The organism is Allorhizobium paknamense (assembly GCF_030815125.1).
GTDB classification, from domain to species: Bacteria; Pseudomonadota; Alphaproteobacteria; order Rhizobiales; family Rhizobiaceae; genus Allorhizobium; species Allorhizobium paknamense.
On sequence record NZ_JAUSWH010000003.1, the window covers coordinates 225,212 to 250,070 of the forward strand.

Here is a 24,859-nt window from a genome sequence, read left to right on the forward strand (position 1 = left end):
TTTGTTCTTATTTTGTTCAAGTCTTCCCGCGCTTGCGCGCCTGATTTTCCGCCATGATACACAGGAGTTCGAACATCATGGTGGCACCTGTCAGCGCCGTCATGCCGCCAAGGTCGAAGGGGGGTGCCACTTCCACCACATCGGCGGCGGCAATATCCACGCCCTGCAACAGCCGTACCATGGCCTGTGCCTCGCGCGTGAGGAAGCCGCCCAGTTCCGGCGTACCGGTGCCCGGCGCCATGGAGGGGTCGATGCTGTCGATATCGAAGCTCACATAGGTGGGCTGGTCTGCGGCAATGGCGCGGGCCTCGGCCATCACATCCTCGGGGCCACGGGCGGTGAATTCTTCCATATAGATGATGCGGATGCCCTCAGCCTTTGCCCAGTCGTGCTCGTCCAGTTCATAATTTGAGCCGCGAATGCCGATCTGCACCATGCGTTTCGGATCGAGCAGGCCTTCCTCGATGGCGCGGCGGAAAGGGGTGCCATGGGTAAAGCGCGCGCCGCCGAAATAGCTGTCATTGGTATCGGAATGGGCGTCGAAATGGATGAGGCCGAGGGGAGCCTTGCGCGCCACGGCGCGCAGCACCGGCAGGGTCGTCAAATGGTCGCCGCCTGCGATCAGCGGTCGCGCACCGGCCTCGACGATCCGGGAAATGCCGTTTTCGATTTCCTCAAGCGCCCGCATCAGGTCGATCGGGTTGACCTGCAGGTCACCGGCATCGGCAATATTGGCAAGCTCGAAGGGAGCGATTTTCGAGACATGATGCACCCGGCGCATCAGGCTGGACTGGTTGCGGATTTCGCGTGGGCCATGGCGGGCCCCGGCCCGGTTGGTGGTGCCGCCATCCCAGGGAATGCCGACCAGGGCAATATCCAGCCCTTCGGCGGAGGTGACGGCGGGAAGGCGCATGAAGGTGGAATGACCGGCAAAACGGGGAATTTGCGCGGCATCGACGGGCTGGTTGTAACGTGTCACGAGGGGCTCCGGCCTTTGGAACTTGCGGGGAAAACCGAGATGCCCATCCGAGCAAAACCATGGCAGGAAGTAAATGCTCTTTTCTTGATGACGGGGCTGATTATAAGAACAGGGCACCCATCTGTGAAAGGTCCTACGCCGCTTGAATATCCAGTTCGATCAAGCCAGCCTGTCCTATGAGGGGCAGGTCGCCCTTCACCCCTTGACCCTTGACCTTGGCGAAAGCCGGATTGGCGTGATCGGGCTGAACGGCTCCGGCAAGTCCAGTTTCGCGCGGCTGATCAAGGGCCTTGTCAAGCCGAGTGCGGGACGGGTGCTGCTGGATGGGCTGGATACGGTCAAGGATGCCAAAGCCGTTCTGCCGCAGACCGGCTTCATCTTCCAGAACCCGGCCAACCAGATCATCCTGCCGATCATCCGCGACGATGTGGCCATGGGCCCGAAGGCGCAGGGGCTGAAGGGGCCGGCCCTCGATCAGGCGGTGGAGGCTGCCCTTGCCCGCTTCGGGATTGCGCATCTGGCCGAGCGCCGCCCGCACGAGCTTTCCGGCGGGGAGTTGCAACTGGCGGCCCTTGCGGCGGTGATGGTGACGCGCCCGAAGCTGGTGATCTTCGATGAGCCGACAAACCAGCTGGACCTGAAAAACCGCGCGCTGGTGGCAGCGGCCATCGAGGCGCTGGAGGAGCAGGCGATCGTCATCAGCCATGATCTGGAATTGATCCGCGCCTATGGCCGGGTGCTGGTCTTCCATCAGGGGCGTCTCGCCTTCGATGGTGATGCCGAGAGCGCCATTTGCCGTTACCGGGAGCTGGCGCTCGCATGATGAGCCTTTACGTTCAGCGCCGGAGCCTGCTGCATCGCCTGCCTGCGGCAGTGAAGCTGGTGGCGCTGGCCTTTCTGGCGCTCGCCGTTCTGGCTCTGCCGGGTCTCGTGCCGCTGGTCATCGCCGCTCTGCTGGCCTTTGGCCTTTATCTGCATGCCGGGCTGCAGGGCAGGGCGGGTCTCGCGGCCCTGAAACCCCTTGCCCTGTCGATTGCGCTGATCGCGCTGTTCACTGCCCTTGTCGCCGGGCCGAGGGAGGGGGCTGAGACGCTGTTCCGGCTCTTGTCGCTCACCCTGCTGGCAACTGCCGTAACGGCCAGCACGCCGCTTCACGATTTCATGGCGGTGATCGAGCGGGCCGCCCGGCCGCTGGAAAGGGCAGGGCTGGTGCGGGCCGCCGATATCGGCCTTGCGGTCGGGCTTGCCCTGCGCTTTTTGCCGGAGGTGGTGAACCGCTACCGGGCCATTGCCGAGGCGCATCAGGCGCGCGGGCTGAAACTGCGCGCCACCACCCTGCTGGGGCCACTGATCATTTCCACCCTGCGTGAGGCCGACGCCATCGCTGCCGCCATTGACGCCCGCGGCATTCGCGGCCATGAAAAGGAAAAGAGGGAGACATGACCATGCAAACCCGCGATCTCGTTCTCATTGCCCTGTTCGCCGCCATCATCGCCGCGCTCGGGCTGGTGCCTGCCATTCCGCTCGCCTTTATTCCCGCACCCATCACCGCGCAGACGCTGGGCGTCATGCTGGCGGGCGTGGTGCTGGGCGGCAAGCGCGGCGGTCTTGCCGGCGCGCTTTTCCTGCTGCTGGTGGCCATCGGCCTACCCATCCTGCCGGGCGGGCGCGGCGGTCTTTCGGTGTTTTTCGGCGCCACCGGCGGCTTTCTGCTGAGCTGGCCTGTCGGCGCCTTCGTCTCCGGCCTCGTGGCGGAGCGCTTTGCCGTTCGCGGGCTTGGCGCCGTGCCCCAGACGCTGGGCTTTTTTCTCGCCGCCACCGTCGGCGGTGTCGGCGTCGTCTACCTGATCGGCGTGCCGTTCCTTGCCGTAGTCGCGGGCATGGGATTGCCCAAGGCGTTCCTCGGCTCGCTGGCCTTCATTCCGGGCGATCTGCTGAAAGCCGCCATTGCAGCGCTTGCGGGCCGCGCCGTCATGGTGGGCTATCCGCTGATGGGCCGGCGCACGGCGTGATGGGTTAGGACATCCTAGAGCATTTCCAGGAAAAGTGAGTAGCGGTTTTCCGTCAGGAAATGCGTAAAAACAAAGGCTTAGAGCGTTTCAATGCTTCCGTGAAGCAATGAAACGCTCTAGGAAAAGTGAAAACTGGTTTTCCGGGAACACCCTAAGGCAGCCACTGATAAAGCCAGTCGCGCAAGGCCTCCGGCAGCGCGACGGGCTCGGCGCTTGTCCGGTCCACGGCCGTCCAGAGAATATCCACCTCGGCGGCGCGGCGCTTTTCCCTGTCCAATACAATAGAAAAGCCGATGGATTTGCCGCCGATCTTCTCCACCGTCACGGTAAACTGCACGGCGTCTCCGGCAGACAGCGCCTCATGCACGCGGCCTTCGAATTTGGTGGAACGAAAGTCCGGCTCCTCCGCCGCTCCCGGCCGTTGCTGCCAGAAACGGTAAAGCGCCTCTTCCGCCAGCGCGATCAGCGCGGCATTGGAAAGCCGTCCGCCCGGGCCGATATCGCGCAGGCCAAGCGTCATCATCGTCACATCAAGGCGTTCTTTTCTTGCCATGGCGTGTTTCCGTCCCAATTCTCTCCATGTAAAAGGAAGGATAGTTTTTAGACAAGGCCGAAATCCGTGACCACACGCCTCTATGAAAATCCGATTTTTCTGGATCACAGGACCCCGGAGGGTCATCCCGAACGGCCGGACCGGCTGCGCTCGCTGAATATCGCGCTGGAACATCCGAATTTTGCCAGTCTCGACCGCAGCCAGGCGCCGCAGGCCAATGAAGATGCGGTCATGCTGGCCCATCCGGAAGAGCATTTCATTGCGGTGATGCGGGAAGTGCCGGAAGAGGAAGACCGCATCAACCAGCTTGAGGCCGATACCTATGCCTCGCAGAAAAGCCTGCAGGCCGCGCTGACCGCGATTGGTGGCGCCATGGCCGCCGTGGACGATGTGATGACGGGCACGGTGGACAATGCCTTCGTGGCGGGCCGCCCGCCCGGCCATCATGCGGAAAAGACCAAGGCCATGGGTTTCTGTCTCTTCAACACGGTGGCCATTGCCGCCCGCCATGCGCAAAAGGTCCATGGCGTGGAGCGCGTGGCGATCGTCGATTGGGACGTGCATCACGGCAATGGCACCCAGGACATTTTCTGGGACGATCCTTCCGTGCTTTTCTGTTCCACCCATCAGATGCCGCTCTATCCCTGGACCGGCAAGAAAGAAGAGGTTGGCGCCCACGGCACCATCGTCAATGCGCCGCTTTCGGAAAATACCGGCTCGGATCACTTCCGCGAGGCCTTCAAATCGCGCGTACTGCCGGCGCTTCATGATTTTGCGCCCGATCTCATCCTGATTTCCGCCGGATTCGATGCCCATCACCGCGATCCGCTGGCCCGGATCAATCTGGTGGGTGAGGATTTTGACTGGGCAACGGGCCGCCTGATGGAAATTGCCGATCGCTTTAGCGGGAACAGGATCGTCAGCCTGCTGGAAGGCGGCTATGATCTGGAAGGTCTCGCCGAGTCGGCGGGCATGCATATTTTGAGATTGATGAAGGGTTGAGTATGACGGACAGCGCCAACGACATCGCAAGCTATTCCTTTGAAAAGGCGGTGGCGGAACTGGAAGGCATTGTAGCGCGGCTGGAACGCGGCGATGTGGCGCTGGACGAGTCCATCGCCATTTACGAGCGCGGCGAGCTGTTGAAGAAGCATTGCGAAACCCTGCTGAACGCCGCCGAAAACCGTATCGAAAAGATCCGCCTGGATCGCGCCGGCAAGCCACAGGGCGTGGAACCGCTGGACAAGGATTGAGTTCGGCTCTGCAATCTCGTGCTTCAAGGGCCGTGGAGTGCTGCCCGGCCCGCTTATCCCCTTTGCGGATGGGCTGAACGGGCCTATATAAGCGCGAGGGGCGTAAGACACACGCGCATCCTTGATCCCCTTTGTCCGGCAAAGCCCGCAAGCTCCGCCGAACGGGGGTTCCGTGACAATGATAATGACAAGAGGCCGGAGCCCACGTGACTGCCAAGCCGAATACACCGCTGCTCGACCAGGTAAAGCTTCCTGCCGATCTTCGCTCTATCGAGGACAAGGATCTGCCGCAGCTGGCGCGCGAACTGCGCGACGAAATGATCGATGCCGTTTCCGTCACCGGCGGGCATCTGGGCGCGGGCCTTGGCGTCGTGGAACTGACCATTGCTATTCACAAGGTGTTCGAGACCCCGCATGACCGGCTGATCTTCGATGTCGGCCATCAATGCTACCCGCACAAGATTCTGACCGGCCGCCGCGACCGCATTCGCACGCTGCGGCAGGAAGACGGGCTTTCCGGCTTCACCAAGCGGGCGGAGAGCGAATACGATCCCTTTGGCGCGGCGCATTCCTCCACCTCGATTTCCGCTGGTCTCGGCATGGCGGTGGCGGCGGATCTCTCTGGCACGCCGCGCAACGTGATTGCGGTGATCGGCGACGGCGCGCTCTCCGCCGGCATGGCCTATGAGGCGCTGAACAATGCCGGTGCGCTCGATGCCCGCCTCATCGTCATCCTGAATGATAACGACATGTCGATTGCCCCGCCGACAGGGGCGATGAGCGCCTATCTGGCGCGGCTTGCCTCTGGCCGCACCTATATGGGCTTCCGGGAGTTCGGCAAGAAACTCACCGCCTATCTGGGCAAGAATATCGACCGCGCCATTACGCGCGCCGTCGAACATGCCCGTGGCTATGTCACCGGCGGCACCATGTTCGAGGAAATGGGCTTCTACCACATCGGCCCGATTGACGGCCATTCTTTCGACCATCTCCTGCCGGTGCTGCGCAATGTGCGCGACAATGCCCAGGGTCCGGTGCTGATCCATGTGGTGACGCAAAAGGGCAAGGGCTATCCGCCCGCCGAAGCCGCCGCCGACAAATATCACGGTGTCAACAAATTCGATGTCATCACCGGCGCGCAGGCCAAGGCCAAGCCGAATGCGCCGAGCTATACCAGCGTCTTCGCCGAGGCCCTGGTGCAGGAAGCCCGCCATGATGATAAGATCGTCGGCATTACCGCCGCCATGCCCTCCGGCACGGGGCTGGACAAGCTTCAGGACGTGTTTCCGGAGCGCACCTTCGATGTCGGCATTGCCGAACAGCATGCCGTAACCTTTGCGGCGGGTCTGGCTGCGGAAGGCTATAAGCCCTTCTGTGCGCTTTATTCCACCTTCCTGCAACGCGGCTATGATCAGGTGGTGCATGATGTGGCCATTCAGGGCCTGCCGGTGCGCTTTCCCATCGACCGCGCCGGTTTTGTGGGCGCCGATGGCCCGACCCATGCCGGTTCCTTCGATACCAGCTTCCTGGCCAATCTGCCCGGCTTCGTGGTGATGGCCGCCGCCGATGAGGCGGAGCTCAAGCACATGGTGCGCACGGCGGCTGCCTATGATGCAGGCCCGATTTCCTTCCGCTACCCGCGCGGCGAGGGCGTGGGCGTGCAGATGCCGGAACGCGGCGAGATCCTGGAAATCGGCAAGGGCCGGATCATGAAGGAAGGCACGAAGGTGGCGCTTCTCTCCTTCGGCACGCGCCTCGCCGACTGTCTGCTGGCGGCTGAAGACCTCGATGCCGCCGGTCTTTCCACCACGGTGGCCGATGCCCGCTTTGCCAAGCCTCTCGACCACGACCTCATCCGCCGTCTGGCCCGCGAACACGCGCTGCTGATCACGGTGGAGGAGGGGGCCATTGGCGGCTTCGGCTCGCAGGTCGCGCATTTCCTCATCAATGAGGGCCTGCTGGATGAAGGGCTGAAACTGCGCTCGCTGGTGCTGCCCGATGTCTGGATGGATCAGGCCAAGCCGGAAACCATGTATGCCAAGGCCGGTCTCGACGCTAAGGGCATCGTCTCCACGGTATTCAAGGCTTTTCCGGGCCTGAGCCAGGAGCAGTTGCGGGTATTGGGTGTGTAAGCCTGCCTACTTCGCGATAATGGCCGCCAACGCCTTCAGGCACTGCTCGAACCCTGTCAAATCGGTCAGCAGCTTATCCGCAGGGGCAGGGTGCACGATGATCGGGCCACCCCGGCGTTCCACGCCGCCATGCAGCATCAGGTTTTCGATCATCTCGAAATCTTCCAGCGCCGTGCCATCCGTGGCGCGCTTGCGGCCATCTTCCCATTCGCGCACGTCGCCCTGATAAAAGGCGCTGGTGCGGGCGAAGTGGTTCTCCGCCACATTGGTATAGGCCGCCACCAGCTTGCCCTGGGCGCACATATAGCCAAGTTCGAAGGCGGTGCCGGGATCGGCGGCGATGCCGCGAAAGGGCGTGAGATTGGCAATTACGCCATCGGCGGAATTCATCATGCCCTCATCGACGGCGCTGATCTTCAGGCCGAATTCATGCCGGGTCGGCGCGGGCTCGATGGAGATGTCACCGGGGCAGATCGGCGTGAAGCCATAGGAGCGGGTGAGTTCCGCCTTGGCATCAAGAATCTCGCGGGCATTGGGCAAAAACACTTCCGGACCGGCAAGGTAAAGCTTCAAGGTCATGGATTGTCTCAGAAATTTGAAATGTCAGCGCTGTTTGCCATTCTGGCCACGGTCGCGCAGGACGTGGTCAGCCAGCGCGCAGGCTACCATGGCCTCGCCCACCGGAACGGCGCGAATGCCGACGCAGGGGTCATGACGGCCCTTGGTGCGGACATCGACATTCTTGCCATCGGCATCGATGGATTGCCGTTCGGTCAGAATGGAGGAGGTGGGCTTGATGGCAAAACGCGCCACGATCGGCTCACCTGTGGAAATGCCGCCGAGAATACCGCCCGCATGGTTGGAGAGAAAGAGCGGCTTGCCGTCATTGCCCATGCGCATCTGATCGGCATTTTCCTCGCCGGTGATTGCGGCGGCCTCGAAGCCATTGCCGATTTCCACGCCCTTGACGGCGTTGATCGACATCAGCAGGGCGGAAATATCCTGATCCAGCTTGCCGTAGATCGGCGCGCCAAGACCGGCGGGCACGCCTTCGGCCACCACTTCCACCACGGCGCCGACGGAAGAGCCCGCCTTGCGGATCTCATCCAGATAGTCTTCCCAGAGCGGCACGATCTTCGGGTCCGGGGCAAAGAAGGGGTTGTTGTCCACTTCCGCCCAGTCCCAGTTGGCGCGATCGATCTTGTGCTTTCCGATCTGCACCAGTGCGCCGCGGATTTTCACATCGGGCAGCACCAGCCGGGCAATGCCACCGGCGGCAACACGCGCTGCCGTTTCGCGGGCAGAGGAGCGGCCGCCGCCGCGATAGTCGCGAATACCGTATTTTATATCATAGGTGTAATCGGCATGGCCGGGCCGATATTGCCGGGCAATCTCGCCATAATCCTTGGAACGCTGGTCGGTGTTTTCGATCATCAGCGAGATCGGCGTGCCGGTGGTGATCATCGAGCCGTCTTCCTGCGGCATGACGCCGGAGAGAACCTTGACCAGATCAGCCTCGCGCCGCTGCGTGACGAAGCGGGATTGGCCCGGTTTGCGCTTGTCCAGCCAGATTTGCAGGTCTTCCAGCGTAAAGCGCAGGCCGGGCGGGCAGCCATCCACAACGGCGCCCAGAGCGGGCCCATGGCTTTCGCCCCAGGTGGTGACGCGGAAGAGATGGCCGAAGCTGTTATGCGACATGATCGTGAATCAACCTGTTTCACAGAAGAGCGTTTCGTTGTTTCATGGAAACGCTCTCCTTTTTGTTTGGGCGCATTTCCAGGCGGAAAACCGGTTTCCACTTTTTCTGGAAATGCTTTGGACGATGTAAAGGCCGCCACTCATAGCCTTCCGCCACAGTGCTGTGAAGTCCATTCGCCTGACCAATTGCGGGTCTGGAACGTGGATGAAGCCATTAATACGAGGAGTCATTGAAAATGACTCAGCGTATTAGGCCTGCAATTCCATCGTTTCGGCCGCGCCGGTGCGCTCCGCGACGAAGCGGGCGAAGTCGGCATAGGGGAGGGGCTTGGCAAAGGCATAGCCTTGCAGGAGATCGCAACCCAACTGTCTGAGGATGTCCGCATGATCGAGGGTTTCCACACCCTCCGCCACGGTTTCCACGCCGAGCGAGCGGGCAATGTCGATGATTGAACGGATCAGCGCCTGTTCGCGTGGGGCCGTCACCACCGGCTGCACCAGTTGCCGGTCGATCTTCAACCGTTTTGGCTTGAGCTTCAGCAGGCTGATGATCGAGGTATGCCCGGTGCCGAAATCATCCACTTCGATTTCGATGCCGAGCGCTTTCAACCGTTCGATATTGCCGCCCAGCCGGTCATCGGCTTCATCAAGGAAGATCGATTCCACCAGTTCGAAGGCGATTTCACCGGGTGTGATGCTCAGGCTTTCCAGCGTCTGGATCAGGTTCTCGTCATAAAGCCGTTTGGAGGATACATTGACGGAGATGCGTGGCACCTTCAGCCCCTGGGCGGCCCAGCGCATCTTGTCCTTCAGCGCCTGTTCCAGCACCATCTGGTCGATCCGGCCCATCAGATTGAGGTCCTCGGCGATCTTCAGGAAGCTATTGGTGGCCATGATGCCCTTTTCAGGATGGTTCCAGCGCACCAGGGCCTCGGCCCCAGCCAGTTGCATGCTGTTGGTGCAAAATTGCGGCTGGTACCAGACGGTCAGTTCATCGCGTTCCAGCGCACTGAGCAGGTCATCGGCCATGCGCTTGGTGCTGACGATATTGGACTGCAACTGATCGCTGAAGAATTCGAAGGCATTGCGGCCTTTCCGCTTGGCCTCGTAAAGCGCCAGATCGGCATTGATCAGGATCTTGCGGGCCTCCGTGCCGGCGGTGCCGCTGCGGGCAATGCCGATGGAAACGCCGCAACGGCAAGGGGTGCCCTCGAACTGGATCGGCGTGTTGATTTCCTCGATGATCCGGCCTGCCATCAGGGCCAGCGCCTGATCGTCCACGGGCCGTTTCAGGAGGATGACGAATTCGTCGCCGCCGATGCGGGCGGTCAGGTCGCCCGCTGCCACATGCCGGGTCAAAACCCGCGCGGCCTGCGCCAGCATGGCATCGCCTGCGGCATGGCCGAGCGTATCGTTGATGTCCTTGAAGCGGTCGAGGTCGAGATGCAGGATGGTATAGTCCGGCTGCGTCCTGTCAGCCGACGCGCTTAGCATATCCAGTTCCAGATCCAGCCGGCGGCGGTTGCTCAAGCCCGTCAGGGGGTCATGCAGGGCATTGTATTCGATACGGTTCTTGGCCAGTTCCAGTTCGATAGCGCGGGCCTCGGCCTCGCCCTTGGCCTTGCGCAATTCTTCCGTCAACATGACATCGGCGGTGACATCGAAGGCAACGCCGATCAGCTTGCACCGCCCGTCGCGGGCGTTGTGCACCCGCCCGACAATGCGGATATGGCGCACGGATCCATCGGAAAACTGCACACGATGGGTATCGTCCAGCCGGGCCATCTGGGCTGTCGCCCGGTCCGCCGCCGCCTGGAGGCGTGGCCGGTCGGCGCGGTGCACATTCTTCAGCCAGCGCGCATCGCTGACATGGCCGTCCAGCCGGGGCAGATCGTAGAGCTGGCACATGCGCTCGTCCCAGATGCGATGGCCGCGAATGAAATCATGCTCCCAGACCCCGCAATTATAGGAGGCGAGCGCCAGTTCGAAACGGTGGGAAAGCTCCTCCAGCTCCTGTTCGCGCAAAGAAAGCTCATCCAGCGCCAGTTCCAGCTCGGCATTCTTGATGTCGGACACTTCCTTGGCGCTGCGCAGGTTGTTCTGCATGGCGATGTCGGCGGTCACGTCGAAAATCACGCCGGTGATGCGGTTGCTCGAAGGCGAATGCGCGCCGACAGAGCGCAGATAGCGCAACTCCCCGTTCAGCGATTGCACGCGATAGGTCTCGCTGGTCTGGCCGGTCTTCATCGAGGCGCAACGAAACAGATAGACCTCGGCCTTTTCCCGGTCCTGCGGATGAATGCTGGCCAGCCAGTCCTCCCGGCTTGCCAGGGTCGCGGCCTGTCGCCCATGCAGGCGGGTGGCGCGTCCATCGTGAATAAGCGCCCCTGTTGCAGGGTCCAGCTCCCAGATGCCGATATTGGAACTGTCCATGGCAAGATCGAAACGCTGCGACAGCTCCCGATGACGCTCCTCCTGCGCGGCGAACTGCCGCTCGAAGGTCTTTCTCTGCCATTGCAGGAAGAGCAGTGCCGCAGCAACCGCCAGCAAGGTGCCGATCCCGTCTCCCGCCATTGCGGTGCTGGTGCCCACCGCAAAGGGCAGCGCCAGAACCAGCAGGAAAATCACGCCGAGCCCAAGGAGAAAACCGGGCCGCGCGCGCTCTGCCGCAGCCTTTTCCCCGGTGCTCTTAAAGAAGTGTTCAAGCCACAAACCATGCCCCCATCGTAACCGGCGCAGTTTATGAAAGGCGCATTAATTTAGCCTTGCTGCTTATGGCTTTATTCGGCTTCATGCAGATATCGCCAATTATAGTTGGGGAAAGGTTTCCATCCAGCTTGCGGATGTCTAATACGAAGAGTCATTGAGGATGACGCTTCGTATTCCCTTTTCGAATATCTCAAGCCCCTGATGCATTTGAGATATTCGAAATCTCTTCAAGGCGAGGAGGCTGACGCATCTTCGAGCCTTGGTATAATGGCGCAGGCTCCTTCTTGCTGAAGCATTTCCTTGGGGCATGCATCAGACAACAGAAAAACAATTGCTGTGAATTCAGCGGGGAAACGGGCAAATTTTGCCATATTCGAAAGGCTATTCTCACCATGAACTTCATGCAATCGACGAGGGCCCAACGGATGCGTTTCCTGATCGCGATGCTCATGCTGAGCGCCAGCTTCTTCCAGCCGATGCAGGCCTTTGCCGTCAGTGACGATGTGGAAGCGACCATCAAGACCATCAACCAGGACAAGCTGGTGCTGACGCTGGATGACGGCAAGAATTATTCCCTGCCGGAAGAGTTCAATTTCGACGGGCTGAAGCCGGGCCAGAAGGTCATCGTCTATTACACGGTGGTGGATGGCAAGCGCGTGGTCGACGATTTGCAGATCGTTGAGTAAGTCCAAAGCATTTCCAGGAAAAGTGCAATTGCGGTTTTCCGTCCGGAAATGCGTCGGAGCTATAGCTCAATTTTACAGCCAGTGGAGCGCGCCTTCGGCGATATTGACCGATAGAACCCGGTCCTGCGGCACGTCCATGGCGCAGGCCTCATTCGGGTCGAGACCGCCGAACAGGCGGAAGAAGCTGCGGATGACGCCGCCATGGGTGACGGCAATGGTGGGCTTTTCCAGGCTGCGCATCCAGGCCCCGGTCCGCCAGGACAGAATTTCATAGCTTTCGGCATGCTCGCCCGGTGCGATGAAGTCCCATTTGCCGCGCGCGCGTTCCTTCACCCGCTGTGGGAAGAGCTTTTTCAGCTCCGCCGTGGTGTGGCCTTCCCACTCGCCGAAGCAGATTTCCTTCAGCCGGTCATCGACGGCATAAAGCTTGGGATCGAGCCCCATTTCCGCACGGATGCGTTCCATGGTCTCGCGGGTGCGGCCAAGGGGGGAGGAGACGAAATCGAAGTCTCCCACCCGATCTGCGAGGATATGGGCCAGCAATTCGCCATTGCGCATCGCCTGCCCGCGTCCGGTGGCGTTCAGGGGAATATCCGTCTGCCCCTGAAAACGCCCTTCGACATTCCAGTCCGTCTGTCCGTGGCGAATGATGTAGACTTGCACGGCAGACACGGCCTTCTGTCTTATTCTTTCACCACCGAAATATCCGGCGCATCCACGGCCTTCATGCCAACGGTGTGGTAACCGCAATCGACATGATGCACCTCGCCGGAGACGCCGGTGGAGAGGTCGGAGAGCAGGTAGAGGCCGGAGGTGCCAACCTCGTCGATGGTGACGTTGCGCTTCAGCGGCGAGTTATACTCGTTCCACTTGAGGATATAGCGGAAATCGCCGATGCCGGAGGCAGCCAGTGTCTTGATCGGACCGGCCGAGATGGCGTTGACGCGAATGCCACGGCCACCCATGTCCACCGCCAGATAGCGCACGCTGGCTTCCAGCGCGGCCTTGGCAACCCCCATGACGTTGTAATGCGGCATGACCTTCTCGGCGCCGTAATAGGTCAGCGTCAGCAGCGAGCCGCCATCGTTGAGCAGCGCTTCGGCGCGCTTGGCCACAGCCGTGAAGGAGTAGACGGAAATGTCCATGGTGCGGGTGAAATTGTCCCGCGTCGTATCGAGATAGCGGCCCGTCAGCTCATCCTTGTCGGAGAAGGCGATGGCGTGCACCACGAAATCGATCTTGCCCCAATGCTTTTCCACATTGGTGAAAACCGCATCGACGCTGGCGAGGTCGGTTACGTCGCAGTCGCCGGCCATGAAAGCGTTCAGTTCCTGGGCAAGCGGTTCCACGCGCTTCTTCAGCGCGTCGCCCTGCCAGGTCAGCGCAATCTCCGCCCCCGCATCCCGACAGGCTTTTGCAATGCCCCATGCGATGGAACGGTTATTGGCAACGCCCATGATGACGCCACGTTTGCCGGCCATAAGGCCCGATGTTTGAGCCATTCTCTGCTCCTTGAGACTTTCGATCGACCTTGCCTATGGCATAGCGCGCACATGGGTTCAAGCTAGGGGTTATCACCAGCTTGAGGCTCAGGTAACAAATACTGTTAGTCTTGGTAACAAAGGGTGTGGCTGAGAGCGCCTGTCTCCCAAGTGGCTGTGGAAAAACATCAATCGCCGCGTGCGCGCAAAGATGCGCAAACGCCACGTTGCAGAGTGGAACGCGTCTGGCGGCGTTCAGAGATAGAGCCCGTGCTTGATCAGCCGCATCAGGTCGGTGATCTTGTCGTCCGGAGCCTCCTGCAAAACCACGCGCAATTCCACCAGAAGCGCGCCGCGCTCACCGCCGCCGCTCGGCAGGCCTTCGCCGTCGATGCGGATCACCCGGTCGGAGCCGCTCCAGGCGGGCACCGTCACCGTCAATGGACCGGAGGGACCTTCCAACTGCACCTCGCAGCCCAGTACCGCATCTTCCAGCGAGACCGGCAGGCTGCATTTCAGGTCGAAGCCATCCACCATAAAGGGGCCGGATTTCAGCACGCGCAGCGTCACCACCACGTCGCCGGCCTGCATGCCCTGGAGCTTGAGGCCTTTGCCAGCCAGCCGCACCAGGCTGCCATCGGTCAGGCCCGCTTCCAGTGGCACCCGCAATTCACGGCCGTCGCTCAGTTGCACCGGCACGGTGTTCTGCTGCAGCAGATCCTGCACGGCAATCGTCGCTTCCACGGTAATATCCGGCGCCTTTTCCAGCACCGGCGGCGGCTTGCGGATCAAACGCACCAGTGAGGTGAAGATCTGAAGCCCCGGCAGCAGGAACCCGCGCGAGGGGCTTTCACCCTCCTGTGCACTCCTGTCCGTCTCGTCCTTGCGACGATCGAAAATCTTGGAAAGCGCTTCTTCCGTTTGCGGATCGGGCTCGCTGGAGGCGTCCGGCTTCGCCTCGGTTTCCGGCTTTTCAGCGGTCTTGGCGCGGGCAGGACCGGCTTTTGCCTCCGCTGCCTTGGGGTCTGCGGTCTTCGCTTCAGCAGTCCTGGTCTCGGCAGTCTTGGCTTGGGCAGCCTTGGCTTGGGCGGCCTCGGCCTGTGCCTGGGCTGCTTCGGCTCTTGCCATCATGGTTTCCGCCGCCTTTTCGGCGCGGGCCTTTTCCGCCTCGATCCGGGCCAGTTCCGCCATAACCCGTTCGGCATTGGCCTTGGCCTGGCGCGCCCGTTCCGCTGCGGCGCGGGCTTCTTCCCGCTGTTGCATGATGGTCTGTTCGCGCTTCATGGCATCCATCTTGGCCATCCTCTGATCATAGCGGCTGCGCTTTTGCGGATCCTTCAGCACTTCATAAGCCTGGCCGATCTCCGCAAAGCGTTGCCCCGCGGTGGGATCATCCTGGTTCTGGTCCGGATGGGAAGCCTTGGCCTTGGAGCGCCAGGCTGATTTGATTTCGTCCTCGCCGGCATCGCGGCGGACGCCGAGAATAGAATAAGGATCGCGCATGGGTCATCCAACAGAGGCAATAATGATAAAACCATATGTCCTCTTACAAAGCCGTGCCGCAGACATAAGGGCGCGAGAAACAGCTATTGTATGTCGTTTCGAGGCAGCGCGGGACAAGTATTTTCCTTTCCCATCCGCGCCCTCGTGAATCATTCACGAAAAAGACCATGGAGGAGCCGAGTGCCTTCCATGGCAGGACAGGAAAAGCTTAGAAACCAGATGCTAATCAGAGGTTACAGGCGGGAGGGGAGGGGGAGCTGGTCTGCTGCTATGGTAAAGTTTTACTTGATGACCGTACCAGATCATTAACCAGAAAGAGGATGATGGCCTCTTGCGCAAAACATGACAGGATTTGGCAGCCGGACGCCCGGTCGCGATCATATCTCAGGACTGGCGGTCGAAATTCACCAATTGCCACTGGCCGTCGCCCACCAGACAGGTGCGGCCATAGAATTTGGCAATGCCGTCATAGGCGTGGCGGCTGGTCACGAAGGTGCGGCACAGCACGCCATTGCTGTGATCCTCGGTAATGGTGCTGATGACACCGGCGCTGCCCGTGGAGGCATTGGCCCAGGGCAGGGGGGTCTGCCCCACCTTGACGATATCGGCGGAAGAGACGGCGTTGCGCACCGTATCCTGATCGGAGCGATGTTCGGCTTCGTTGCTGTTGGGAATGGTGGCGGTGGAAATCGAGCGGTCCACCTTCGGGCTGCCGCCCAGGTCCATCACGCCCCCGACGCAGCCATTCAGCACCAGCGATAGAAGACCAAGCGCGACAAATTGCCCCCGAACCGCATGGCGTCCCTTTTGACCTCTCGCTGGCTTTGCTATGTCTCTCAAAGTCAATCCTGTCATCCACGCGCCGCAGTCGGCTTCACGCTAATCGGGGGCTTTTAATTCAATATGTCCGAAAATCAGTTAACAACCGGTGACTTCTCTGAAAGCGACGATCCTTTTGCTCTTTTTGCGTCATGGCTGCAGGATGCGACAACCAGCGAGATCAATGATCCCAATGCAGTCGCGGTAGCAACGGTGGATGAGACCGGTCTTCCCAATGTGCGCATGGTGCTTTTGAAGGAGTTCGATCAACGCGGCTTTGTCTTCTATACGAATTTCGAGAGCCGCAAGGGTAGGGAGATTCTGTCGCAAAGGAAAGCGGCGATGTGCTTTCACTGGAAATCGTTGCGCCGTCAGGTGCGGTTGCGCGGCGAGGTGGAAGTGGTCAGCGACGAGGAGGCCGATGCCTATTACCGCTCGCGGCCGCTGGGAAGCCGCATTGGCGCCTGGGCCTCGAAACAGTCCCGCCCGCTGGAAAGCCGCTTTGCATTGGAAAAGGCGGTGGCGGAATATACCGCCCGATTTGCGCTCGGCGATGTGCCGCGTCCGCCGCATTGGTCGGGTTTCCGGCTGAAGCCGGTCAGCATCGAATTCTGGCACGACCGCAAATTCCGCCTGCATGACCGCATCGAGTTCATGCGCGAAACCCCGGATGCGCCGTGGGAAAAGCTGCGCCTCTATCCCTGACAAGGTTTCAAGGCGAATTTGATCTCACGCGCCCGAAAGCATCGGGCGCGCCAGGGCAAAGGGAATGCCGGAGGCCAGCGCCGAGACATAGGCCGGGTTCTGGAAATGACCGTTGAGCGAGACGCGCGGCAGTTCCAGCAGGCTGCTGCCATGGCTTTCCTGCAAGGTGCCGGGGCGGGTGGTCACGGCCAGCTTGAAACCGGCTTCTGCCACCAGTCTCGCCGTGCGGGCATCGACGCTGCGGCCATCGCCATAGGGATAGGCAAAGCTTTCCGGGCGCTTGCCGGTTAGGCCTTCCACATAGGCGGCGCTGTCGGCAAGTTCCTGGGTGAGGCTGGCGTCATCCAGAAATGTCAGGCCGCGATGGCTGACGCCATGGGCTCCGAGGCTCACCAGCGGATGACCGGCAAAGGTCTTCAGTTCCTCAGCGGTCATCATCGCCCGGTCGAGGGCTTTGGCTGCATCGAGACCATGGGCAAGCGCCAGCGTGTTCAATGCGGTGATGGCCTCTGCCTCGCGGCGGCTGGAAAGATCGCGGGCAATCTGCCGGAACGCGCGCTCCTTCTGCGCCGGTGTCACAGTGGGTATGGTCTGCAGGCGTCCGCCCAGCGGGAATTCCAGCCGCTCCACCTTGCGCAGCAGTTCCGCCAGCGTTTCCCACCACATCGTATGGGTCCGCTCGGTAAAGCCCTTGCACACGAACAGCGTCACCGGCGCATCGAAGCGCTCGAACACCGGCAGCGCGACCGTCTGGCTGTTGCGATAGCCGTCATCGAGGGTAAAGGCGGCAAAGGGCCGTCCGTCGGAGGGCGTGCTCAGCAGGGCCGGAACATCCTCCAGCCGCACGAAGCGATATCCATCCCGCCACAGCGCCCGAAGGGCCGAATCCAGAAAACGCGGTGAAATTTCCAGATGCCGGTTCGGATCCGGTGCCGGCGTGTCATAGGCACGCACCTGATGCAGCGTGAAAATGATCCCACGCCCGCGCGCGGCCGTCATCACCTTCAGCCTTTGCAGCGCCAATGCCGTTTCCAGCGCGCGTGCGATCAGCATATGCTTCAGCCGCATGAGTATCCGTTTCTCGCTCCTTGCCTTCCTGTCCAATCACTCTCAGGCTCGGCTCAATGTCAAGCCCCCGTGATCGGTAAAGACCTGTCTTCCCTGCTTAAATGTCATATGCAGGCGCTAACATGATGAATCCGGCAGCAGGATGAGATATTTTAGTAGTCCATTGAATTGGCGGGGAAAATTCCGTCTTCAATGTTGTCGGAAAGCAGGCGGCGCCGACCGCCGTCTGCCGTTTCTCTTGAAAACTGTCAATTTTCCGGTGTCTCAGCGCTGACAATTTTCACGAGCAGCACCATGGCGGCCAGAGCGCCCAAGGCGATCACGAAGCTCACCAGGAAGGTGGCGCCAAGGGCATGGACAAGTTTCGCCGGCGCGGCGTGATCGGTGAAGCCGCTGCCATTCGCCACCAGTCCTGCTACCGCGCCACCCAGGGCATAGCCTGCCGATTGCAGGGTGGGCAGCAGGCCGGAGGTCTTGTCGCGTTCCTGCTGCGGGGTGATCGCCATGAGGATTTCGCTGAGAAAGGCCCAGCTCAAACCGAAACCAGCCCCCGTCACCGTCAGCGCGGCGGCAAAAAGCGGCAGGTTTTGCACGATCAGCGCCAGCATGCCGAGCCCCAGCCCCAGCACTTCCAGGCTCACGCCCAGCTGCAGGCAGCGAGGTTTCACAGCGGGCGTCACGGAGGAGATCGTCATGGCCGTCACGCTCCAGGCGACAGCCGAGAGCGCGCCGATCGCTCCCGCCGCAAGCGGCTTGAAACCCCATAGATGTTGCAGGGCGTAGACGCCATAGATGGAGAAGGCAGCCTGCGCGAGCGGCATCAGCAGCACGGCCCACAAGCCTGCACGCAAGGCGCCGCCCTCGCGGCTCCGGCTGCTCTTCGGAAAGATGCTGTCGAGCGACACGGCATCGATCCGGATAAACAGCCAGAGGCAGAGAAGGGAAAGGCCCACCATGGCTGCGCGTGACAGTGCAAGCGGCGTGACATTCGCCGCCAGCAGCAGAACGAAGGCAAAGAGCAGCAGGGTAAAGCGCCCCATCGCCAAGCCCGTCATGATGGCCGTGGCCTGCCTTGCTCCCTCCTGCCGCAGCGGCAGAGCCAGCACCAGCAACAGGAAGAGGGCAAGCACCGGCATATTGATCAGAAAGGCCGCCCGCCAGGACCAGATCTCCGTCACCAGTCCGGCGAGCGCCGGTCCCGCAAAGGCGCACACTGCCCAGGCGGCGGCTTCGGCGGCAAACACTTTGGCGATCAGCCGCTGCGGGTAGATTTGCGGGATCAGCATGTAGCAGAGGGCCGCGACCGCCCCTTCGCCCCCGCCTTGAAGGATGCGTCCGGCGATGATCATGCCCATGGTCCCGGCAGAAGCGGCCAGCAGCGTGCCCCCTCCAAACAGCAGGGATGCGGCGATGAGCGCCGGACGGGCACCCAGCCGGGCCTTCAGCGAAGCCGCTCCCGCACCGGTGACGATGGAGGCGGCCAGATAAAGCGTGCTGGCCCAGGGCAGAAGCCGCGCCCCGCCCAGGGCATCCACGGCCGAGGGCAGGGCCGTGCCGACGAGAAAGGCATTGAAAGCATAAAGAGCAACGCCAAGGCACAGTGTGATCGTGGTCAATCGAAAGCGCACATCCAGCAGGCCGCCTGTGTCTTCCGCCTCGCTCAGATTTTGCCGCCGGTCCGGGCTTGCTGACACACCAAAAGAAAGGCGTTGCTGTTTGCGCACAGCGACGGATCGCCGATGCAGCGCCCTGATGACGTCTCTTCGGTCAAGATCCTGCTTCTCCATAAAAATTCCCCTCTCGCATGACTGTTCGAACCATGATCGGGACGCTACAACCTCAACTTAAGTTGAGGTAAAGAGGAAAAATGCGATGCCTGATCTTTCCGTGGGCGAGGTGGCCCGCCGCAGCGGTGTGGCCGTTTCCGCCCTGCATTTCTATGAGCGCAAGGGATTGATCCGCTCCCACCGCACCAACGGGAACCAGCGGCGCTTTGCCCGTGATGTGCTGCGCCGGGTGGCCATCATCCGGGCGGCGCTGCAATTGGGAATTCCGCTGGCCGAAGTGGGTGGCCTGCTGGCGGCGCTTCCCGCCGGACAGGTGCCAAGCCGCGGGGATTGGCGCTCCATTGGCCTCACCTGGCGTTCAAGTCTGGACAAACGCATTGCCGCACTGCAAAAACTGCGGGATGATCTGGATGGCTGCATTGGCTGCGGATGTCTCTCCATGGAGCATTGCGCCCTGTTCAACCCGCAGGACACATTGGCGGCGGAAGGACCGGGCGCGGTGTTGCTGGAGCGGTCGGAGTTGAAGCCGGTGGAAGGATAAAACCTGTTGCTGCAAGGGGCTTGAGTTGTGCGCTGAAAAGTTGCCACGCCGTTTTCGCGCAAGGAAAGGAGGGCACAATGATGTATCTCAAGGCCAAGGCGATCACGCTGGTCTCTAATGCACGCGTGGAATGGGCGGGTGGCGTTTCTCGTCCTGACAGTTTCGTGAAGAGCGGTGCTGTCCATGATAATCCACAGGTTTGCCACAATTGGGCAACCTTTCGTTAATGATATTGGGCAAGATGAAGGCATTGAACGATTGTTGCCCCATTTTGAGGCTAGTCACCTGTCGCGCCCGCGCCGGGTGGGGGATGTTTCGAGGTCAGTCAGTTGAAATTGCGTAAGATTCCGTTTGGAGGCCGAATGAACAGGATTCTGGTCGCTCTGTCCTGTTTCATGATGATGAGCATGGCTGCAACCGAAGCCTTTGCCGGCAGTGCCCAGCTTCTTCTCGATGCCCGCACGGGCCGGGTTCTGGCATCGGAAAACCCCGATGCGTTGAACCATCCGGCGTCGCTCACCAAGATGATGACGCTTTATCTCACCTTCGACGCCCTGCGCCGTGGCAAGCTCTCCTGGGACAGCCCGGTCGAATTTTCCAAATATGCCTCCGCCCGCCCGCCGACCAAGCTGCGCGTCAAGCCAGGTGATTCGATCACCGTTCGCGAAGCCGTTCTGGGCATGATCGTTCTCTCCGCCAATGATGCCGCCACCGCCATGGCCGAAAAGATCGGCGGTACGGAAGAAAATTTTGCGGCGATGATGACCGCCAAGGCGCGCCAGCTCGGCATGCCCAACACCACCTTCGTCAACGCCTCCGGCCTGCCGGATGACCGCCAGATTACCACCGCGCGTGACATGTCGGCGCTGGCCGTGGCGCTGCTGCGGGATTTCCCGCGCGAATACCAGCTGTTTTCCACCCGCAATTTCGCCTTCCGCGGCCGCACCATCAATGGTCATAACAATCTGATGTACCGCTACAAGGGCATGGACGGCATCAAGACCGGCTATACCAATGCTTCCGGCTATAACCTCGTCAGCGCCGTTTCCGATGGCAGCCGCCGCGTGATCGGCGTCGTCATGGGTGGCCGCACTGCCGCCAGCCGCGACAACATCATGGCGCAGCTCATCACCAAAAACATCACCAAAGCCTCCACCGGCAATGCCCTGATCGCCAGCGCCGTACCGGGCCGGCCACTCCTGACCGCCGAAGCCACCGGTTCCATCCCCACGCCCAGCGATCGCGAGCGCAAGATCACCGTGGACGATGTGATTTCCGCCAATGCAGTGCCGCCTGCGCCGGTCCCGGGCTCGCGTTACGGCGCCGCCTACGCGGAAGGCAATGTCAACAGCGCCGCTGCGGCCACCGAAGCGATGATTTCCGGTGCACGTCCGCGTCCGGTCAAGCCCATTCCGCTGCGTCGCGATGGCACCTGGCAGATCCAGATCGCTGCCGCTCCCAGTGCCGAAGAAGCGATGAGCCTGCTGCAAACCGTGCGCGACAAGATCGGTGGCCCGCTGATCGACCGCGACATCTACACAGAAGCCGTTACCCATGATGGCACCACCATCTACCGCGCCCGCTTCACCGGCTTTCCCTCCAAGGACGATGCCCAGAGCGCCTGCGACAAGCTTGTGAAAAGCAGCTATGATTGCGTGCTGATGCCCGCACGCGGTTGATCTTCTCCTACCGCTCGTTTCCCCTAAAACGGGTCCTTCGGGACCCGTTTTTCATGAGAAGCCTCAATTTTCTTCTCATGCATATCCACGACCGCTTTCATTTTCTGATCGACAATCTGCGCCAAACATGGCATCAAGTCAAGAACAAAAGATGAACATTTAGGACGCTGACATGCTGCAAGATTTGACGGAGGCCTTCGAAAAGGCCTCATCCCTTTATGCGAATGCGAATGGAATTGCCCGTGATCCGGATTGGTTTCTCTTGAAACTGGCAGAGGAGTCAGGGGAGGTGCTGCAGGTAGCCAACAGGCTCACTGCATAATTCCTTAAATCGGAATCGATTTAAGGAATTATGCAGCAGATTTGAAGCGCTACAGCGAACCTTTGTGCGCCATGTATGGCGCACGGCGCTGTAGTGGCCGCAGCCGCAGCAAAGGCATGAGCGAGATGGAGTTGAAACAGTTGCTGGCCGATGAAACGGCAGATCTCCTCGGTCACATCCTACTGTTTGCCCGCCACCACGATCTCGATCTCGGGGCCGCCATCGCTCGAAAATGGTATTTTGATCCACAGACCTATGATCGGCTGTAAGCTCTTGATCGACGTGCTCTACGCTTTTGTTTTTACGCATTTCCGGACGGAAAACCGCAACGACACTTTTCTCGGGACAATGCTCTACCCCACTGCAAAAGGCGGAAGATCGGTTTCAGCGGCTCTGCTCAAGAGCAAAGCCGGGGAAAAACCGGCAGCAGGCGTGAAGGTCATCGATGACGGCCGCACACAGGGCGGCGATCTCATCCGTGGCTGGCAGCATGTCGGGCACCATCACCGCCATCATTCCGGCACTGGCGGCGGAGCGAATGCCGTTATGGGAATCCTCCAGCGCCAGACAATGAGCCGGATCGACACCGAGCCTGGCTGCGGCGGTCAGATAGGGGTCCGGTGCGGGCTTGCCACGGGCGTAATCGCCCTGGGCAATGATGGCGTGAAAGCGTGGCAGAATGCCGAAGTCCGAAAGATGATGCTGGACCTGGCCATGGGCCGAGGAGGTGCAGATAGCGCGCGGAATGCCATGCGCGTCCAGAACATCCAGAAGATCCGTCACCCCCGCCTTCAGCTTGAGCTCCTGTTCGATCAGCGCATCGAAATGCGCGAGCCATACGGACCGAAAGGCGTCCGCATCGAAATCCGCACCGAAATGATCCTTCAGAAGCGTGACGATACCGGGCCATGGGCGCCCCAGCATGCCTTCGTAAATACTGGGGCCTACCGGAAGCCCCGAAGCCTCCCCTGCCGATATCACCGATTTTCGATAGAGAATCTCGCTGTCGAGGATAAGCCCGTCCATATCGAAAATGACGGCCTTGGGCGGGCGGGGAAGACTATGCATCATGAGACCGGCCAATATCTTCAAAAAATCGCAGCAGATAGCCATCCGGATCGGCGATAACGCATTGTCTCTGGCCTATCTGGTGGTCATCCCGCCTGTACCACTTTTCCTCTACGGGCAGATAGAGTGGTATCGAGGATTTCTGCAATGCCGCTAAAATCGGCTCCAGCCCATCCGTGCGGATCTGCAGGTTCATGCCTCTGCCCAGCGGCGGGGTGAGCGGTCTGGTCGCATCGGTAAGGTCGCGGCCGATACCGATCTGGTCGATCATCAACTGCGTTTCGCCAAACGCGAGATAGCTAAAGCCTTCTTCGGGGCGCTCATAGACCACGGAAAACCCCAGAACCTCGACATAGAACCAGCGGGAAGCCGCCCAGTCAGTGACGCCGAGTTCCGGCACGAGCGCATTGCCGGAAAACTCTTTTGCCCTCACGTCCGGGTGCCGCCCACGGTGATCTCGTTCATCCGCAGATGCGGCTGTCCCACGCCCACCGGCACCCACTGGCCAGCCTTGCCGCAATTGCCGATGCCCGTATCGAGCTTGGAGTCATTGCCGATCATGGTGATGCGCTGCATGGCGTCCGGGCCATTGCCAATCAGCATCGCCCCCTTGACCGGCGCTCCGATCTTTCCATCCTCGATCATATAGGCTTCGGTGCAGCCGAACACGAACTTGCCCGAGGTGATGTCCACCTGACCACCGCCGAAGGATACGGCGTAAATGCCTTTTTTCACCGAGGAAATAATCTCTTCCGGCGTCTTGTCGCCAGACAGCATGTAAGTATTGGTCATGCGCGGCATGGGCTGGTGCGCATAGCCCTGGCGGCGGCCATTGCCGGTTGCCTTCATGCCCATCAGCCGGGCATTCTGCCGGTCCTGCATGTAGCCGACGAGACGCCCGTTTTCGATCAGCACATTATAGGCGGAAGGGGTGCCTTCATCGTCTACGGTGATCGAGCCGCGCCGGTTGCCAATCGTGCCGTCATCCACCACAGTAACACCGGGGGCGGCGACCATTTCACCCATCAATCCGGCAAAGGCGGAGGTTTTCTTTCGGTTGAAATCGCCTTCCAGACCGTGCCCCACCGCCTCATGCAGCATGACGCCCGGCCAGCCATTGCCCAGCACCACATCCATAGTGCCGGCAGGGGCTTCGATGGCCTCCAGATTGACCAGCGCCTGTCGCAAGGCGTCATCAGCACCCTTGTGCCAGCTGTCGTCGCTCAGGAAGTCAGCAAAGCTCATGCGGCCCCCAAAGCCGAAGGAACCGCTTTCCTGCCGCTCGCCCTGGCCGGCCACCACGGAAATATTCAGCCGTGTCATCGGGCGAATGTCGCGCACCCGGTGCCCATCCGCCCTCAGGATTTCAACCACCTGCCAGCTTGCGGCAATCGAGGCCGTCACCTGCCGCACCTTTGGGTCCTTGTCGCGCAGATAGGCGTCGATTTCGGTCAGCAGCTTGACCTTTTCCTCGAAAGTAGGGCTGCCGATCGGGTTTTCGTCGCCATAAAGCCTGGCATTTGTGCGCTGCGGGGCGCTGGCATAGGAGCCGGAATAGCCATGTGTCACCGCGCCCACCGCATCGGCAGCACGGGTGAGTGCCGCAAGCGAGAGCTCACCGGCATGCGCATAGCCCACCGCTTCGCCTGCAACGGCGCGAAGCCCAAAGCCCTGATCCGTGTTGAAGCTGCCGCCTTTCAGGCGGCCATTGTCGAAGGACAGGGACTCCGCCTGGGCATGCTCGATGTAAAGCTCACCGTCATCCGCGCCGGAAAGCGCCTTTTCCACCGCCTGCGTCAGCGCGCGCTCGTCACAATCAAACAGGCTCACAAGGTCGGTGGTCATCAGCAGATCCTCTTTCTAC

At 60.9% G+C, this 24,859-nt stretch carries 25 protein-coding genes and 1 pseudogene; 12 read left to right on the forward strand and 14 right to left on the reverse strand.

All coding sequences use genetic code 11. The features are described from left to right. Positions 1-16: 16 nt before the first annotated feature. Positions 17-913, reverse strand: a complete 897-nt coding sequence (gene speB / locus QO005_RS06890) for an agmatinase (RefSeq protein WP_307157410.1) — start codon at positions 911-913, stop codon at positions 17-19. Between the two features lie 208 nt (positions 914-1,121). Between speB and QO005_RS06895 the strand changes: the two genes are divergently transcribed. From QO005_RS06895 to QO005_RS06905, 3 genes are read left to right on the forward strand one after another with little or no spacing between them, the layout of a single operon-like run. Next, positions 1,122-1,802 (forward strand): energy-coupling factor ABC transporter ATP-binding protein, encoded by a 681-nt coding sequence (locus QO005_RS06895; RefSeq protein ID WP_307157258.1) that lies wholly within the window; start codon positions 1,122-1,124, stop codon positions 1,800-1,802. Continuing rightward, the gene (locus tag QO005_RS06900; RefSeq protein WP_307157259.1) at positions 1,799-2,422 is read left to right on the forward strand and encodes a CbiQ family ECF transporter T component; all 624 of its coding nucleotides are present in this window, start codon (positions 1,799-1,801) and stop codon (positions 2,420-2,422) included. The genes QO005_RS06895 and QO005_RS06900 overlap by 4 nt, the downstream gene beginning before the upstream one ends. 2 nt (positions 2,423-2,424) lie before the next feature. Beyond that, positions 2,425-2,991: a biotin transporter BioY gene (locus tag QO005_RS06905; RefSeq protein WP_307157411.1), complete on the forward strand. Its 567-nt coding sequence runs from the start codon at positions 2,425-2,427 to the stop codon at positions 2,989-2,991. A gap of 151 nt (positions 2,992-3,142) precedes the next feature. Here QO005_RS06905 and QO005_RS06910 read toward each other — a convergent pair whose 3' ends face one another. Next, a complete protein-coding gene (locus tag QO005_RS06910; RefSeq protein WP_307157260.1) occupies positions 3,143-3,544 on the reverse strand; it encodes an acyl-CoA thioesterase in 402 nt (133 codons plus the stop codon). Positions 3,545-3,610: 66 nt separating this feature from the next. Between QO005_RS06910 and QO005_RS06915 the strand changes: the two genes are divergently transcribed. From QO005_RS06915 to dxs, 3 genes are all read left to right on the forward strand, one after another. Next, positions 3,611-4,546, forward strand: a complete 936-nt coding sequence (locus QO005_RS06915; protein ID WP_307157261.1) for a histone deacetylase family protein — start codon at positions 3,611-3,613, stop codon at positions 4,544-4,546. Positions 4,547-4,548: 2 nt separating this feature from the next. Further along, positions 4,549-4,797, forward strand: coding sequence for an exodeoxyribonuclease VII small subunit (locus tag QO005_RS06920; protein ID WP_307157262.1), 249 nt, complete (start codon positions 4,549-4,551; stop codon positions 4,795-4,797). Between the two features lie 206 nt (positions 4,798-5,003). After that, the gene (gene dxs, locus QO005_RS06925) at positions 5,004-6,929 is read left to right on the forward strand and encodes a 1-deoxy-D-xylulose-5-phosphate synthase (protein ID WP_307157263.1); all 1,926 of its coding nucleotides are present in this window, start codon (positions 5,004-5,006) and stop codon (positions 6,927-6,929) included. A 6-nt stretch (positions 6,930-6,935) separates the two neighbouring features. Here dxs and QO005_RS06930 read toward each other — a convergent pair whose 3' ends face one another. From QO005_RS06930 to QO005_RS06940, 3 genes are all read right to left on the reverse strand, one after another. After that, entirely contained in the window at positions 6,936-7,508 is a 573-nt protein-coding gene (locus QO005_RS06930; RefSeq protein WP_307157264.1) for a nucleoside 2-deoxyribosyltransferase, read from the reverse strand. Between the two features lie 24 nt (positions 7,509-7,532). Beyond that, positions 7,533-8,627: a chorismate synthase gene (gene aroC, locus QO005_RS06935; protein WP_307157265.1), complete on the reverse strand. Its 1,095-nt coding sequence runs from the start codon at positions 8,625-8,627 to the stop codon at positions 7,533-7,535. 249 nt (positions 8,628-8,876) lie between these two features. Further along, complete coding sequence (locus tag QO005_RS06940; RefSeq protein WP_307157266.1) at positions 8,877-11,339, reverse strand: sensor domain-containing protein; 2,463 nt, start codon at positions 11,337-11,339, stop codon at positions 8,877-8,879. A 422-nt stretch (positions 11,340-11,761) separates the two neighbouring features. Between QO005_RS06940 and QO005_RS06945 the strand changes: the two genes are divergently transcribed. Next, a complete protein-coding gene (locus QO005_RS06945; protein WP_307157267.1) occupies positions 11,762-12,022 on the forward strand; it encodes a DUF1344 domain-containing protein in 261 nt (86 codons plus the stop codon). A 72-nt stretch (positions 12,023-12,094) separates the two neighbouring features. On the opposite strand, the gene QO005_RS06950 is transcribed toward QO005_RS06945, so the two are convergent. From QO005_RS06950 to QO005_RS06965, 4 genes are all read right to left on the reverse strand, one after another. Continuing rightward, positions 12,095-12,685, reverse strand: coding sequence for a histidine phosphatase family protein (locus QO005_RS06950; protein WP_307157412.1), 591 nt, complete (start codon positions 12,683-12,685; stop codon positions 12,095-12,097). Between the two features lie 20 nt (positions 12,686-12,705). Beyond that, positions 12,706-13,524, reverse strand: coding sequence for an enoyl-ACP reductase FabI (gene fabI / locus QO005_RS06955; protein ID WP_307157268.1), 819 nt, complete (start codon positions 13,522-13,524; stop codon positions 12,706-12,708). Between the two features lie 234 nt (positions 13,525-13,758). Then, positions 13,759-15,006: a DnaJ C-terminal domain-containing protein gene (locus tag QO005_RS06960; protein WP_307157269.1), complete on the reverse strand. Its 1,248-nt coding sequence runs from the start codon at positions 15,004-15,006 to the stop codon at positions 13,759-13,761. A gap of 384 nt (positions 15,007-15,390) precedes the next feature. After that, positions 15,391-15,846, reverse strand: coding sequence for an RT0821/Lpp0805 family surface protein (locus tag QO005_RS06965; protein WP_307157270.1), 456 nt, complete (start codon positions 15,844-15,846; stop codon positions 15,391-15,393). 63 nt (positions 15,847-15,909) lie between these two features. Between QO005_RS06965 and pdxH the strand changes: the two genes are divergently transcribed. Next, complete coding sequence (gene pdxH, locus QO005_RS06970) at positions 15,910-16,530, forward strand: pyridoxamine 5'-phosphate oxidase (RefSeq protein ID WP_307157271.1); 621 nt, start codon at positions 15,910-15,912, stop codon at positions 16,528-16,530. Positions 16,531-16,554: 24 nt separating this feature from the next. Here pdxH and QO005_RS06975 read toward each other — a convergent pair whose 3' ends face one another. Together QO005_RS06975 and QO005_RS06980 are read right to left on the reverse strand one after the other, a co-directional pair. Next, positions 16,555-17,598 carry a polysaccharide deacetylase family protein gene (locus tag QO005_RS06975; RefSeq protein ID WP_307157272.1) on the reverse strand — a complete coding sequence of 348 codons (1,044 nt, stop codon included), beginning with the start codon at positions 17,596-17,598 and terminating at the stop codon, positions 16,555-16,557. Positions 17,599-17,846: 248 nt separating this feature from the next. Then, complete coding sequence (locus tag QO005_RS06980) at positions 17,847-19,385, reverse strand: MFS transporter (RefSeq protein ID WP_307157273.1); 1,539 nt, start codon at positions 19,383-19,385, stop codon at positions 17,847-17,849. An 85-nt stretch (positions 19,386-19,470) separates the two neighbouring features. On the opposite strand from QO005_RS06980, the gene soxR reads away from it, so the two are divergent. The 4 genes and pseudogenes from soxR (at position 19,471) to QO005_RS07000 (ending at position 22,196) form a co-directional block, all read left to right on the forward strand. Continuing rightward, a complete protein-coding gene (gene soxR / locus QO005_RS06985) occupies positions 19,471-19,926 on the forward strand; it encodes a redox-sensitive transcriptional activator SoxR (RefSeq protein WP_307157274.1) in 456 nt (151 codons plus the stop codon). Positions 19,927-20,003: 77 nt separating this feature from the next. After that, complete coding sequence (locus QO005_RS06990; RefSeq protein WP_307157275.1) at positions 20,004-20,153, forward strand: hypothetical protein; 150 nt, start codon at positions 20,004-20,006, stop codon at positions 20,151-20,153. A 135-nt stretch (positions 20,154-20,288) separates the two neighbouring features. Next, on the forward strand, positions 20,289-21,605 hold the full coding sequence (locus tag QO005_RS06995) for a serine hydrolase (protein ID WP_370878012.1): 1,317 nt from the start codon (positions 20,289-20,291) through the stop codon (positions 21,603-21,605). 172 nt (positions 21,606-21,777) lie between these two features. After that, positions 21,778-22,196, forward strand: a pseudogene (locus QO005_RS07000) (nucleoside triphosphate pyrophosphohydrolase family protein). Between the two features lie 115 nt (positions 22,197-22,311). Here QO005_RS07000 and QO005_RS07005 read toward each other — a convergent pair. From QO005_RS07005 to tldD, 3 genes are read right to left on the reverse strand one after another with little or no spacing between them, the layout of a single operon-like run. Beyond that, positions 22,312-22,998, reverse strand: coding sequence for an HAD family hydrolase (locus QO005_RS07005; protein ID WP_307157276.1), 687 nt, complete (start codon positions 22,996-22,998; stop codon positions 22,312-22,314). Beyond that, entirely contained in the window at positions 22,988-23,428 is a 441-nt protein-coding gene (locus QO005_RS07010; protein ID WP_307157277.1) for a bleomycin resistance protein, read from the reverse strand. Before QO005_RS07010 ends, QO005_RS07005 begins: the two co-directional genes overlap by 11 nt. Then, complete coding sequence (tldD, locus tag QO005_RS07015; protein WP_307157278.1) at positions 23,425-24,840, reverse strand: metalloprotease TldD; 1,416 nt, start codon at positions 24,838-24,840, stop codon at positions 23,425-23,427. Before tldD ends, QO005_RS07010 begins: the two co-directional genes overlap by 4 nt. Positions 24,841-24,859 lie beyond the last annotated feature (19 nt).